Source organism: Weizmannia sp. FSL W8-0401 (assembly GCF_038009125.1).
GTDB classification, from domain to species: domain Bacteria; phylum Bacillota; class Bacilli; order Bacillales; family Bacillaceae_C; genus Weizmannia; species Weizmannia coagulans.
This window is the reverse complement of the sequence record NZ_JBBPAG010000002.1, coordinates 1-13425: the sequence shown is the minus strand read 5'-3', so window position 1 is coordinate 13425 and position 13425 is coordinate 1. Positions and strand designations below refer to the sequence as shown.

Annotated in this window: 14 protein-coding genes and 1 pseudogene; 3 read left to right on the top strand and 12 right to left on the bottom strand. The window is 39.9% G+C overall.

The genetic code is table 11. The features are described 5' to 3' along the window. Nucleotides 1-80 precede the first annotated feature (80 nt). Complete coding sequence (gene mobV / locus NSU00_RS16000) at nt 81-1547, top strand: MobV family relaxase (RefSeq protein ID WP_340703199.1); 1467 nt, start codon at nt 81-83, stop codon at nt 1545-1547. Between the two features lie 119 nt (nt 1548-1666). Here the strand turns inward: mobV and NSU00_RS15995 are convergent, their stop codons facing one another. From NSU00_RS15995 to NSU00_RS15950, 10 genes and pseudogenes are all read right to left on the bottom strand, one after another. Further along, on the bottom strand, nt 1667-3841 hold the full coding sequence (locus tag NSU00_RS15995; RefSeq protein WP_032489854.1) for a peptide cleavage/export ABC transporter: 2175 nt from the start codon (nt 3839-3841) through the stop codon (nt 1667-1669). A 98-nt stretch (nt 3842-3939) separates the two neighbouring features. Further along, on the bottom strand, nt 3940-4464 hold the full coding sequence (locus tag NSU00_RS15990; protein WP_032489853.1) for a PedC/BrcD family bacteriocin maturation disulfide isomerase: 525 nt from the start codon (nt 4462-4464) through the stop codon (nt 3940-3942). 23 nt (nt 4465-4487) lie between these two features. Continuing rightward, a complete protein-coding gene (locus NSU00_RS15985; RefSeq protein WP_002834573.1) occupies nt 4488-4826 on the bottom strand; it encodes a bacteriocin immunity protein in 339 nt (112 codons plus the stop codon). Between the two features lie 37 nt (nt 4827-4863). Beyond that, on the bottom strand, nt 4864-5052 hold the full coding sequence (locus tag NSU00_RS15980; RefSeq protein ID WP_032489852.1) for a leucocin A/sakacin P family class II bacteriocin: 189 nt from the start codon (nt 5050-5052) through the stop codon (nt 4864-4866). 97 nt (nt 5053-5149) lie between these two features. Then, nucleotides 5150-5380: a hypothetical protein gene (locus NSU00_RS15975; RefSeq protein ID WP_340703937.1), complete on the bottom strand. Its 231-nt coding sequence runs from the start codon at nt 5378-5380 to the stop codon at nt 5150-5152. 1009 nt (nt 5381-6389) lie between these two features. Then, nucleotides 6390-6684, bottom strand: a pseudogene (locus tag NSU00_RS15970) (zinc ribbon domain-containing protein); the annotation flags it as partial. 24 nt (nt 6685-6708) lie between these two features. After that, nucleotides 6709-7695, bottom strand: coding sequence for a hypothetical protein (locus tag NSU00_RS15965; RefSeq protein ID WP_061574633.1), 987 nt, complete (start codon nt 7693-7695; stop codon nt 6709-6711). A 617-nt stretch (nt 7696-8312) separates the two neighbouring features. Then, complete coding sequence (locus tag NSU00_RS15960) at nt 8313-8864, bottom strand: DUF3967 domain-containing protein (protein ID WP_061574631.1); 552 nt, start codon at nt 8862-8864, stop codon at nt 8313-8315. A 580-nt stretch (nt 8865-9444) separates the two neighbouring features. After that, nucleotides 9445-10353 carry a hypothetical protein gene (locus NSU00_RS15955; RefSeq protein ID WP_340703196.1) on the bottom strand — a complete coding sequence of 303 codons (909 nt, stop codon included), beginning with the start codon at nt 10351-10353 and terminating at the stop codon, nt 9445-9447. A gap of 110 nt (nt 10354-10463) precedes the next feature. After that, nucleotides 10464-11024, bottom strand: a complete 561-nt coding sequence (locus NSU00_RS15950) for a site-specific integrase (RefSeq protein WP_340703195.1) — start codon at nt 11022-11024, stop codon at nt 10464-10466. 227 nt (nt 11025-11251) lie between these two features. Here NSU00_RS15950 and NSU00_RS15945 point away from each other — a divergent pair, with 227 nt between their 5' ends. Next, entirely contained in the window at nt 11252-11800 is a 549-nt protein-coding gene (locus tag NSU00_RS15945) for a hypothetical protein (protein WP_061574933.1), read from the top strand. A gap of 12 nt (nt 11801-11812) precedes the next feature. Further along, nucleotides 11813-12067: a hypothetical protein gene (locus NSU00_RS15940; RefSeq protein WP_061574934.1), complete on the top strand. Its 255-nt coding sequence runs from the start codon at nt 11813-11815 to the stop codon at nt 12065-12067. Between the two features lie 92 nt (nt 12068-12159). Here NSU00_RS15940 and NSU00_RS15935 read toward each other — a convergent pair whose 3' ends face one another. Beyond that, nucleotides 12160-12564 (bottom strand): type II toxin-antitoxin system RelE family toxin, encoded by a 405-nt coding sequence (locus NSU00_RS15935; RefSeq protein ID WP_061574935.1) that lies wholly within the window; start codon nt 12562-12564, stop codon nt 12160-12162. A 6-nt stretch (nt 12565-12570) separates the two neighbouring features. After that, entirely contained in the window at nt 12571-12969 is a 399-nt protein-coding gene (locus NSU00_RS15930; protein WP_061574936.1) for a hypothetical protein, read from the bottom strand. Nucleotides 12970-13425 lie beyond the last annotated feature (456 nt).

Here is a 13425-nt window from a genome sequence, read left to right as displayed (position 1 = left end):
TTAGCGTGCTTCGGCGACAGCCGAAAGAGCCTCGCAGAGCCCACACTTTGCACCGCAAAGTATAGTGGGTTATACTTTGCATGGAAGTATTGCCGAATCTTGGGCGAAGCGTGGTGGTCAAAATGAGTATGTTGGTGGCTCGAATGCAGAAGATGAAAGCCAATAATTTGGCAGGAATTGAAAGGCACAATAAACGGATTTACAAGAATCACAGTAACGAAGATATTGACGGGGAACTGTCGAATTCGAACTATGATTTGATGGATCGACAGGGGAAATATGCGGATATCGTGAAGGAAATCATTGATTCTCAAAAAAAAGGAAACCGGGCAATCCGGTCTGATGCTGTCCTGGTCAACGAGTGGATCATTACAAGCGACAAGGAATTCTTTAGGGACATGGCACCAAAGGAACGAGATCGCTTCTTCCAGGAAGCGACAAATTGGTTCAAGGAACGTTATGGACAGCAAAATATTGCCTATGCGCAGGTCCATTTGGATGAACGGACGCCCCATATGCATTTAGGGGTCGTTCCGATGCGTGAGGGTAAACTTTCAGCCAAAAATGTTTTTAACCGGCAGGAATTAAGGGCGGTTCAGGACGAACTGCCAAAACACTTACAGGAGAAGGGTTTTGAGATTCAGAGGGGAAAAGAAGAATCCGAGCGCAAGCACTTGTCGGTTCCTGAATACAAGGAAGCGAAGGAAGAAGCCAAAAAAGTGAAAGAGGAAACAAAAGAATTGGCTTCTAAGGCTTCTCAGCTTGCCGAATTTCACAACAATGTGAATGATCGGGTCAAAACCCTTGTCGAGAGAAACAAAGCCTTAGAAGGCGAGATAGAGCGCAAAAAAGCACTGGTGAAAGAACATGTGCGGCGTGTGGACGTGTTGGTTTCTGAAGTGAAACAAGAAAAAGAGCCGAAACGTTACCATGCAGCTAAGAGTGAACCGATCTACCAACCGGAAGTAAGGACGGAATTGTTAAGGGGCAGAACCGTTAAGATGTCTTCCGAAGAGTACAACAAAATGTTGGCTAGCCAAAGAAAGCTAGAAAAAGATCATGAGAATGTGGTCAAAAACTTCAACGTTTTGGCTGATTTGTATTACCATTCCGAAAAGGAAAAACAGTGCCTTGTGGCTGAATTGGCAAAGGCAAATAAGGCAATTCCAGTCCAAAATGAATTCTTTGTTCCTGCATTTGAACTTCAAAAGGCACAGCAGGAGATCCGAGAGAAGGACAAGCTGATTGAGCAAAAGAATAGAATCATTGGGGAACAGGCAGAACAGATAAAAGGCATGGAAAAAGCCATTATGCGGTGTGCTGAATTTATTCGGGATATGCGGAAACAGGCTTATGATTTGGTGAGTGATTTGGCAAAACGGATGGGGATCGTGCCATTGGTGAATAACCTAATCCACCAGGAGAAAGAACAACAGAAGGAACAGAAGAAACAGCAGAAGCGTTTGGAAATAGAAGTGGCAGACAGAAAGCCGGAACCACCGAAAAAACAGAAGTCCCGGGCTGACGATTGGGGAATGGAAAGATAGAGTTTTGGTCAATTCTTTTAAAATTTGAAGATCGCTAAATATACTATGCTCCTCACGGAAATACGCGAGGATTTCACGGACAAAAATAGTCTATCAATAGCAGACTGGTTCTTGTCAGGCTATTCTTGATTATGAATTAACCGTGCATAATACCCATTATGATTTAACAATTGTCGATGTGATCCCTGTTCAACAATCTTTCCATGATCAAGAACGACAACTTTATCGGTTTGAGACGCAATATTGAGACGATGTGCTACAAAAATTATCGTTTTGTCTTTCATTAATAATAGCTTAGAGACTATTTTATGTTCAGTAATGGTGTCTAAATTACTGGTTGATTCGTCAAAAATGAAACATTGTGCCGGAGACAATAATGCTCTAGCTATTGATAACCGCTGTTTTTGCCCACCAGATAAGTTGAATCCACTTTCACTTAATCTAGTATGATAACCTTGAGGCAAATTTTCTATATCAGTTTTGATTTCAGCAAAGGAACAAGCTTGATCAATCATTTGTTGAGTTACTCCAGGACGGCTACCTAACAATAAATTTTCTAATACAGAGCCCGAAAAAATGAAAGGTTCTTGAGGAACATAATTAATATATTGGCGTAAAATTGTGCGACTAATATCAGATATATTGTGATGATTAATCTGAATTTCACCGTGCTGTTCTTGAGGCTCAAAAAAACCAACTAGCAACTTGGCTAGGGTCGTTTTCCCCGAACCACTCATGCCTACAATAGTAATCTTCTGATGATGTGGAATTGTTAGAGAAACATCCTCAAGTATATTAGAACAATAGCCATAGTTAAAACTAACATGATTAAACTCAATATCACCATTTAGTTGCTCTAGAGCAGTTATTTCCCTAGATTTAGAAAATTCAGACTCTACTAGATAAACCTCATTTAATCGATTATTAGCCACTCTGGCAGCTTGTAGTTTAGGCTGTAAATTAATAATATTTTCTAATGGGGTCAAGAAGTAAGCGAGCAAAGCATTATAAGTTAACAGCTGACCTAAAGACAGTTGGTGTCGCATAACAAAAAAAGTACCCCACCAAAGGATAACAATAGTTAGGATTAATTTAGTAGCTGCTTTGATAGCTTGTTGTCCTTGATCAGCTTTTTGATAAGCCAAGTTTTTATGCAATAAGTCAGAAAATAGTGTGTCAATCTTTTTTTTTGTAGTTGCTTCACCAGTTAGTGATTTAATGGTTTCTATGCCACTGAGACTTTCAATAATAGCAGAATTAAGAACTGCATTGCTTTCCATTGTATCTTGATTTAAACGATTAAAAGTTTTTTTAAATAGCCAAACAATCGAGATGTAAATTGGAACCACAACTAACGAGCATAAAAATAAATTGATGTTTTGATAGGCCAAAAATAACCCTACTGCTAATAAAATCCACATGTCTAAAAAAAGGGTGAGCGTTGTACTTCCAAGTGCATCAATAATTTTGCTTGCATCAGAAAAGCGTGAGGTCATTTCACCGACATGACGGGTAGTAAAAAAATTCATTGGTAAATCAAAAAGATGGTGAATGTATTTTAAAACGATGTCGATCATGAGACGTTGTCCTAATACAATCGTAAAAAAACTTTGTATATAGTTGATAATTGCTTGGAAAGCATAAGCTACAATCAGACCAATGGCAACTAGTGAAAGCCTATTAGTCATCAAGTGCGGCAAATAAGTATCGATAATTAACTGAAAGAAATATGCACCAGCAATACTGATTAATGTTGTTATAGCTGCTGCGGTAATAATTAGTCCAATTAATCTTTTTTGTTTAATCAATAAAGGCACTAGATCAATTAATGTGTGCCGTGATTCTTTTATGGGTTTATATTTAACTGTTGGGGCTATGATAATTGCAATCTGGGTCCATTCTTTAGCAAATTGTGATTTCGATATTTTAGTGGTTTTAACGGTTGGATCAGGATCACCAATAATTAAATCGTTTTCAGTTACCTGATAGACAACATAGTAGTGTGGTAGCTTATTTTTCTTGAATACATGAACAATGACTGGTAATGGCAATTGTGAGGCTGTCAAAGCATCCATATCAGCACGCACAGCTTCGGCATTTAAATTTAAGTGTTTTGCTGCTTTAACAAGCCCCAAAACAGTTGTACCGTCAGCAGTTGTTTTGGCAAGCTGTCGAAGATGGGCCAACATGTAATCAGAACCATAGTATTTTAGGATCATATTTAGTGCAGCTAAACCACAGTCATTTTCATCAACTTGTGCTGTATAATATTTGTGCCATTTTTGAGTCCACATAAGCAAACCACCGATCTTTAAAATTTGTGCATAAAAAAAGACGATTTCAAAGATCCATCGCCTTTTACATTGGTTACAAAACCATATTAACCAGGTGACTACTGATTATTGTAATCAGCAGTAATCTGTTGTAAATCAGATAAAGTGGTATCATCACCAGCGGTCATTGATATCACCTTACCATTATCGAGCAAGGCAACAGTTGGTGTTCCCATAAAACTCATGGGGGTTGCAAAAGTTGAATAAAAATCAGTTATTTGTTTTTGAGAAGCCATGCTGAAAGACCCGTTGTTCCCATAGTCTAAGTAATAAATGGGATGCTGACTTTGTTGTAAGTACTGTTTCATGACTGGAGAAAATTTACGACAATGCACACACTCCTTGAATCCGACAAAGACAATAAATTTTTCTCCAGTTTGAGCTTTATGCAAATATTGAGTTAGCGTAATAGGAATAACGCCCTTGATGTTTTCTTCATAAGTTGCACCATCGATGATTTTCGAGCTAGTATTTGATTCTATAGTAGCGGAACTGTCAGCACTCACCGATATGGTAGCAACTCCTGCAAAAGCAAGAAAGACGCCTAATGCTAAAAAGATATTTGACCAAAATTTTTTAGACAACTACAATATCCCCTTTATCAGTACTATTGGCTAGGCCACGTATTGGTAGTATCTAGCATGTTAAACTCGCCCCACCCTTTTTGAGAATGAGCCAATTCATTGATGGCTGCTAAAACTTTGTTTTCTTCGGCAGTAAAATGTAACTTATCTACTAACGCTTGACTGGCAATCTTGTTGTAGACTACACGAGCTTGTCGTTCAGGCGTTTGCTGGTTATGTTTAGTTTTACTGATACCAGTCTCCAGAATATCTAAAACGTACTGGTAAGGTTCGATAGTATCGTGCTTCTGTAGTAAAAACTGTAGCCTAGTAAATAAGTCCAAAGCTTGTTGTTTAATATGTTCCGACTTAGTCTTATTCATAAAATCACCCCTTTATTGATGCCAGCTCAGCATAATGCTAGCATTTATGAGTACCTTGATGTCCACCAGTAGCCCATGCCATAGCTCCATTATTGATTATGCAGGTGGTAGCCTTACCCCAGTCAACAGAGCAGGAATGTTTGCCACAAGTAACCCCATTACCGTAGTATTTACCACCAATGATATTGGCCATTTCTTTTTCAGTTAATTTTTCAATTTTTTTCATCACAAAAATCTCCTTCTTCTTAAATTATCCTTAATACGCGCTTTAAGGTGGACCCCATCTTTGGAGTGATTCATCCTGCTTTATTTTTCCTTCGTGATTATAGAATTAGTATAGCATAAGAATTTTTTAGAGCAAGTTCAGTTAGTGTAAAAGCTAATTTTTGGGTATTATGCTCTTGTTCCAAAAAATTTACGATGCGTTTCATTTCTGTAATTCTTGGGTTAGGGGCATTTTCCTTTTCGAGATATTTTAATACACGTTGAGCTTCTTTGTAACGTTTATAGACTTTGTTTATATGCGCAGCTACATCTTCTTTTGTCGGCATCATTTCTATTCACCTTTATTATATCTGATTAAAACCTCAAGTCGCTCTTCTTTACCACCTTTTCATTTAAAATCTCTTTCAGGAGGGTACAAGTAACGATCAAAATTACGCTCATCCATTGGTAAAATGGGAAAATTACGCAGATAAATTTTTGCTGATTTTTGATCAACTCATGGAAAAAGATCCGGCTCCCATAACAACCCGTCATCTCAATCATTTAAAATTACGGGCTGAAGAATTTGTTCGAAATGAAATTTATGAATCCCTAGCAAGCCAAATTCCAAATGACCCCTAGTTAAAAAAATTTAATAGGGGGATGCTTAAATTTTTTTAACTAGGGAGTATTGTGCATAACCGATTAAAATTAGTACCCGGATAAACAATACATTGACTGATCATAAATTAAGCATCCTTTATTTTTTCAAGAAGCTCTTTCATACTTAACTGACCTGTTAATACAGCCCGCACGTTTTTTCAACATCAGCAGTCACATTAAATCCCTCGAGATAAAGGGAATGCATCGCATAAGAAATAGCATCATCTAATTGCTTTTTGTCAATTATAACCATAAGACCACTCCTCATTATGCTTAGTTTTTTCCAAAGTTCCATCCATACAAGACAGTCCCGTAGTAGTACCAGTATTTTTGGAAACTCGGCCCCGTTCTCCCTGGATTTTTTTCCGGATTGCCGGAGAAAGCATGCGAAATTGTTGGTTGTTCCGTTCCTCTCACAGCTGTTCGAGCTCTTCTCTTCGGAATTCAGCTGTATGGAGCACTTTTCCACCTTTTCCTGGTTGACCTTCATCGAATGCCAAAATTCCCTAATCTCCTATACACTGATTTTCTCCGGGTCCCTTTCCGGACAGGACCTTGTCCAAATCTTGATTGTACAAGGGGCTCTGCAAGCCGTTTTAGAGCCATTCCAATATGTGGGGATATAAAACTATTAATTTTAAAATCAAAGCCCACACAAGCGAATCTGGAGCGTTATTTTGCCATCCATAACTTGAACTATTCCGAAGTCCCTTCGGTTAGAAACCTTATGGCTTCGTTTTTAAGATTAATACTTGCGTTCAAATCCCGGTTTGTATGGCGGGGGTATGGCCATTTGGACATTCCCATTCCCGTATTACCAGTTTTTAACGTCTTTATTTTGGTAGCCGCAGCATGAACACAACTGGGAACTGGCAAAGATTTTGGATACAGCTACAACCTTTTTGCCGTATCATTTTTCCTTGTACTCCAGCATGGCTCTGAATTGTGCCCAGGAGACCTCTTGAATCGCTTTGGCTAATTTTTGTGGTTTTTCAGCAATTGGAGCGTAATGCTGTCAAAGTTCATCTTCCATAATTTTTCGGAACAATTCTGCTGGATCGAACCCTAATCTTCTGGCGGCCGTTGTTTGCCGCACACGGCGTTTTTCTTGTGTGCTGCTATAATTCGCTGTATGGCTGTTTCCGGCCATTAGAATGCCATTTACGAAGAATTTTGCCCAATCTACAATACTGCCATTTTTCCTCTGCCAGATTTGCATACGGGCATCCTGTTGCTGCATTTGCTGCCCGGAAAATGTGAGTACACCATTTTTCTGCATCTCTTTTTCAATGGCATTAATTGTAAAATCGTTGTATTGCAAAACGTCTTTTAAATATTGTTTGGTTAAGTGGTTGATCGGTTCCCTTTCTGTTGTTTCCTCCTCTGCCCTTCTCTGGTTTATATCTCTATAAGAGGAGGAGGAATTATTAAGGGGTAAAGCATTATTATTATTTGATGTATTGTTATTTGCTTTATTATTATTTCTTGTCGATTTTCGACCTTCTTGTTTGCTGATTTTCAACAACCCAGTTTGTTGATTTTCAACAAACTGATAATGACGGGCTTTTTCGGTTTTTTGGTCGCTTTGTCCTGACAATTCTGCGCCACTGTCAGTTTGTTGATTTTCAACATTCTTGGTTGTTCCGTCCTGGTCCGGTTTGGTTGGCGGTGTGAAGTTCAGCCCGGTTTCCAAAATGCGGAAATACCTTTTTGCCGGAAGACCCATTGTTTTCTTTTCGATCATCCCGGCTTTTATCAATGCGGCAATCGCTTTGTCTTGTTTTGATCGTTTCAACGTTGTGCTTTCTTCCAGGTCCTGCTCCGTTACATAAAACCATCCGCCGTTTACGGTCATACCATGGTTTTTAAAATATTCCTCTTTCCTGGTCATTTCTCCGTATATAACCGCCGCGTCCAATCCTACCTCTTTCGCGAGCGCCTTATTCACCGGGATCCATCCGCCTGTGCTGAAAATGTCTGTACGATTGAAAATGAATGACATTAAAAAAACCTCCCATATTTTTCGATTGGAAAATTACGGAAGGCACCACTTCTTCATATTTTTCGGTTGCATACCGGGCTGATTTTAGGGTATACTATGGAAAAATACGTTAACTACCCACACCTTCCTGGCGTGGAATTTTTAGGGGCCATTTGGTGGTTAGAAGAAGAAGAAGTGGTGGCCTTCGGATCCTGGTTGCGGCTAACAACCAGGATCTTTTCGTTTTTCCGTTGTTTTCCATCATTTTATCCCATTTTTTGCTATTTTTCAATTTGTTTTTTAGGTATCACGCATACGGTCAAGGGATGGGGCCCTATAGTCCATTACCTGACGGGACCCAGACTTTTGCTCTTTTGATTAAATGGACTTTCATCGGGAATCCCATTATTTATATATTAAAATCAAGTCAAAACGTGGAAATGGACACGCGCCCCGTCGGACATCCCTTTTACACCTGGAAAACCCCGTCAACCTGGAAACCATATGCAACGTTAACTTTAAATTTTTATTTTTCAACAGGTTAACCACGTTAACCTTGGTTAACCTACCTATTTCTTCTCTTCATCGGCAATCGAGACTTAGGATGATGGGCTATTACCACCAACCACCAGGATATTTCAGCCTTTCAAAAAACGAAATATCCCTTTCCTTTTCTGTTTTTCTTCGGCTTCCAGCAGCAACTTTTTTGTTTCCTGTGTTTCCCGGATCGACTGCATAAGTAACGAATCACGCTCTTCCATTCGTTCTTCTATGTAACGTTGCTGGCTTTCCAACTGTTCTAGTACCCGGATATTCATTGTCAATAGCTCTTTGTTCTGTTCTTCCAAGGACTTCATTTTGTCGGTTAATTCTTGTAGTCGAGACATCATAGAACTGATTTCAGTAGCATTGTTCTCGTCGTTCTCCTTCAGGGACGGGAAGTCTTTATACTTTGAGGCTACAATGATTGATGCGTTCTGCATGGACATATTTTGTACTTGAACAAGGTTTCTGAACGTTTTTAGAACAATGAGATCACGCTCAAAAAACAGTCGTTTATTTGCATTTGTTCGGCTAAACGAATAGCCGGCTTCTTCTAAAGCGATACACCACTTGCGAAGTGTACTATCACCAATATCCAGATCCAATATTACTTCTTTCGGAGAATATGGCCTTTCTGTTCTTTTCATCGTCCCCCACTCCGTTCTTTTTTCTTAATTTTATGTGCATTGGAGTGCCTTTGTCCAATTAAGATTAGGGGAGCGTTTGTGATCAACCAACACCAGTCAAATTTTATGGCCGCGCCACGATAAGCGTTAGCTTATAGCACGTTCACCTGATAGGGTGCATAAGTGCGCCCTTACGCTTTTTCCGCTCCGGGGATATTCTCGCTCAAGTCTGACAGCCGGATCCGTTTTAAGGGTTTTCTTGAGCCAGATGGTTTGAGATTTCCGGCCAGAGTGCAGAAAAAGGAGGGTGCTGCCATTTTGGTATTGAACGGGCTGTCATCATCCTAAATTCTACATTGGAAAGTCCACCAAATCGAAGCCTCTTGATTAATGAAAAAGGACTCCCCGTTATAACGGGGAGTCCTTTTTCATTTGAGGGGTGGGTCTGACCAAGTAAAGGGCCCTCTGAAACGAGGGCCCCGGTGATGCCGTATGCTATGATAAAGCTGTAAATCCTTTGTGTAATATTCTTTCGATCCCCGGTCCGGTCTGGGATCTTTTTTTAACGTTTCTTGGCATAACCTCCAATCATCCCATCTTTCTACTTTTTGTTATTTTGCCTTTGCGGTTGAGGAGCATTGTTCCTTGCTTTTAACTCAAACTTTTCATAAAGACGGGCAATTTTTTCGTTGTATTGCTCATGGATTTCCTGGAGCTTCTCCTGGTATTTGCGTTCAATTTCCAGTGTCGCCCTTTCCTTTGCTAAATCCTTCGCCTCGGTTAACCTGTTTAACTCGTTAACATGGTTAACCTTCTGTTCTTCATTTTCCCGGGTCAACTTTTCAATTTGATCTTCCTGGTCGCGGACCGTCGCTTTGAGCTCCTCAATGGATGATGCCAATTGCCTTTCCTTCTCTTCAAATGCCCCAACGAGGGAATCCTTCTCGGCCGCAAAGTGCGCTTTTAAATTGGCGAGGTCCTCTTTTAACCTTTCATTCTCCGTTGCGTAATCTTTATATTGGTTCACCAAAGAAGACAGGGTATCAATTTTATCCTTGTACTCCCGAATCAACGCCTGGTTATTCGCGTTGACGGCACGCTGTTCCTCTAGTTGTTCGTCCAGTTCATCCTTTTCCGAAATGGCTTGCTTCGCCTCGGTATCAAGCTGGGTTAAACGGTCCTGCAACCCTTTTACATCGGCCTGCAGGCTTGAGATTGTCATTTCCCGGCTGTTCAGTTTCTCGGCCAGTTCCCGGACCGCATCCTCTTTTATGTAATGCGCGCGCTGGATCATATTGGCGACCAGCTCATAAATCCTTGTCGTGTGAACCTCGAGCTCTGATAAGTCCTGCTTGTAGTCGGGGGATCCCTCTTTTAAATCCTGCACTTCGGCTAACGCGACGGCGCGCTCAAACCATTCTTTTGAAGAAGAACCGGAGTGTTCGATCATCATTTTTACTTTTTCATACAGTTCATCGGAAACTTTGAAACCAAACGTTTTATCGGCCAATTTATTAACTCCTTTCGTTAACCTTAAAATCCTTATATATCAATCGGTTAACCTAGTTAACTAACGTTAACCTAATCATACCATTTCTCCTGCAAATGGCCAAATTCGGCTTAAAGTACAAAGTGCTGCAGATCAGTTTCAATTTCTTCGTCAGTAATGCCGATGTAGCGCAGCGTGATGTCCGGATGGCTATGGTTTAAGAGGGTCTGGAGCTTGGCCACGTCTTTTGTCTGTTTGTAAAACCAGTACCCGAACGTTTTTCGCATGGTATGGGTGCCGATCCCTTCCGTGATCCCGGCCATGTCTGCGGCTTTGTTGAGCTGCCTGTAGGCTTGGACCGTCGAAATCGGCTTGTTTCCCTTCCGGGAAGGAAACAGCCACTCAGAATCCAGCGTTTTGATGTAATCCTGGACTTCCTCGTAGATGTTTTCGAGGTGAATGGTCCGGGGTTTTTTCGTTTTTCCTTCCAAAATCACCATTCTTTTTTTCCGGCGTACATCCTTTGTTTTCAGCTGCAGCAGATCCCCGATCCGCAAACCCGTGTTAATCCCGATCAAAAATAAAATATAGTCGCGCCGGCCGCAAAACCGTTTCAAGGCCCATTTCATGTCTTCGATTTTTTCCCGAGACCGGATCGGCTGCACGTCAATGATGTGTTCTTTTTTCGTCATTTCCGATACTCCTTTAAAAATGCTGTTTTGAATGTAAACTTTTTTCGATCTCACCCAGTATACCGGACAAACAGCGAATAATTCAAGTATAAAAGGAAAATGAATGTAAACTTTTATTACAAAGTTTACATTCGAGCAGAAAGAAGTATATTTGAGAAAAAATATTGAAAAACTTCAAATTGATGGTAAAATTTGAATATAAAAACCGAGAAAAGGGGGAAGACATAATGAAATTGTTTAAAGCATTTATATTATTAGCTGCAATAACCTTAATTACATCTGGTACTAGTAAATTCGTTTATGCAAGTGAGGATGGATCAAACAATGAGTCTGCTATAGTTCAGTCAGATAGTCTGACAAATAATAATTTAATTATCCCCAATAGTAATGTCCCTTCGGATGGAGGTGGAAGTATGAAAGCCTGCCAAAATACTTCCAGTAAGAATGTAAATATTTCAATGCAAGTAACCAACTTAGGCGGTATTAAAAGATCATTAGCTTGGGGATATAGATATACTAACTCGGGGATAAATATTGTAGGTCCAATAGTTACACAAAATTTTACTGCTGTGATTAATAGTAAAACAACAAGTGGGCTTTACAAACCACATGAGCAGGCGTCCACTTATCTATTCCATGGAAGTATAAGTAAATATAACATAAAAGGTGGACCTTCGGGCGTACAATTAAAAAAAGGAGACTTAATGACATTAATTTGGGTTGGAAATGGAATTTTAGGAAAACTTAGTTCTCAAATAAATTGCAAAATTAATTAAGGAGACATTTATATGGAATGGACGATAGATGATCGAATTTATGATACATTTCGGGAGGCTGAAGAAGTGGGGTTCTCCAGCGTTAGTGACATGGGAGAAGGAAGGGGATTTATTACTCCTGATTTGAAAGTTGCTAGTGTTCTTACCTATGCTTTATGTGGATTACCGGATGTAACATACCTCGTTCATACAGAAGAATTTCGAGAAGATGGCATTCTTAAATATAAGATATGGGTAGAAAACCTATCAGATAACAATTTTTATTAGACCATGCATACAATAGAGATGATCTTTGTGTTTATTTACCCGACTTGTCATCTGGTCCACTTCCGTTTTGGCAATACAGAAAAGAGAGCAACTTAATTGCTCTCTTTTCTGTTTTCCAGTTCGGCAAAAAAAGCCGTTAGGCGGTCTTTTGCCTTTTCATATACTTCTTCCCGGTCGCGCGGACCAATGGCGATAATTTGCATTTCAACTATGCCGTCTTCTGATTCAACTGGCCGGTAAATTATTCGAATATTCATGGCCTTGTTTTTAATTTTTCCGAAATCCTTTAACTTTCCTTTAAGCCTAATACCATTTCCATCAGGACGAAGTAACGGCCCTTTTTGAGCTTGCTTAATGATCAAGGCGATAATCTGATTCTTTTTACCAGCAGAAAAACCTTTAAAGTCACTTACTGCATGATGCGCAAAGTATACTCTGATATTGAACTGAATCAATTTTTGGTTAATGATATCGAATACATTCTGTTTCCTCATCAATCCGGCTTAATCCTCATCCAATTCTAAAGTATCCACCAGGTTTAGAATCTCATCTGCATCAAGATTTTCCTCAGCGATCACAGATTCTAATGGGATATCTGCCACTTCATCTTTACGCTCTAAAGCGATTTGGTACATATAATCATCCACGATTTTTTCATAAAATTCTTCTATGGCCAACAAGCGATCCATGTGTTCTAAATCGATCAGCACGCCTGTTGCATCCTTATTTTTATGATTTTGGATGATATATACTTCATCAGATTCAACACCAGCAAATTGGTTCAGTATTTCAGAAAGTTTATTTGTTCTCGTTAAATCAGTTACTCCAAGTACATTATCCTTTAAAAAATTCAATGTGCTGCGCGTTACCCTTTTTTTAGGATTCATCATGTCTACACTCACTTTCCCACTTCCTTTCTATAGGGTATGCCAGAGTGTATTGTTTTCATACACATTATCACACAATATGTGTGTACTTTTCAACACATTTTATGGGGGATTTAACCTTTTTTCCGTAAATTAAACCTCAAATCCTGACCGGGAATTCAGAAATTCTAGAAACAACCGCCAACTTAGTGAATACCTGAAAGTCCTTCTTTTTTTAGGTAAAGAGTAATTATGAGGAAGTGTCAACGGTAAATCGGACTGAGCGAGGAACGAGCGAGGGAGAATTTAAGGAGTTGACACGAGCGCATGATTTACACCCTCTTGGCATTGTCGAAACTCTTTGTTTCGACCCGCCGACCGGCGAGGGAGCCCCCCTCAAATGTGAGGGGGGTGGGGGGAGTTTTTTTATGGGGGTCAAGGGGGGGGAAGCCCCCCCTTGCGGTGTGGCAGCGCCACGGTTTTCTGCACGCT

Bases quoted from the DNA above. Each gene is read 5' to 3' on its own strand.
- mobV (WP_340703199.1), top strand. From the start codon at position 81: ATGGAAGTATTGCCGAATCTTGGGCGAAGCGTGGTGGTCAAAATGAGT.
- NSU00_RS15995 (WP_032489854.1), bottom strand. From the start codon at position 3,841: ATGTGGACTCAAAAATGGCACAAATATTATACAGCACAAGTTGATGAA.
- NSU00_RS15985 (WP_002834573.1), bottom strand. From the start codon at position 4,826: ATGAATAAGACTAAGTCGGAACATATTAAACAACAAGCTTTGGACTTA.
- NSU00_RS15980 (WP_032489852.1), bottom strand. From the start codon at position 5,052: ATGAAAAAAATTGAAAAATTAACTGAAAAAGAAATGGCCAATATCATT.
- NSU00_RS15975 (WP_340703937.1), bottom strand. From the start codon at position 5,380: ATGATGCCGACAAAAGAAGATGTAGCTGCGCATATAAACAAAGTCTAT.
- NSU00_RS15965 (WP_061574633.1), bottom strand. From the start codon at position 7,695: ATGTCATTCATTTTCAATCGTACAGACATTTTCAGCACAGGCGGATGG.
- NSU00_RS15960 (WP_061574631.1), bottom strand. From the start codon at position 8,864: ATGAAAAGAACAGAAAGGCCATATTCTCCGAAAGAAGTAATATTGGAT.
- NSU00_RS15950 (WP_340703195.1), bottom strand. From the start codon at position 11,024: ATGACGAAAAAAGAACACATCATTGACGTGCAGCCGATCCGGTCTCGG.
- NSU00_RS15945 (WP_061574933.1), top strand. From the start codon at position 11,252: ATGAAATTGTTTAAAGCATTTATATTATTAGCTGCAATAACCTTAATT.
- NSU00_RS15940 (WP_061574934.1), top strand. From the start codon at position 11,813: ATGGAATGGACGATAGATGATCGAATTTATGATACATTTCGGGAGGCT.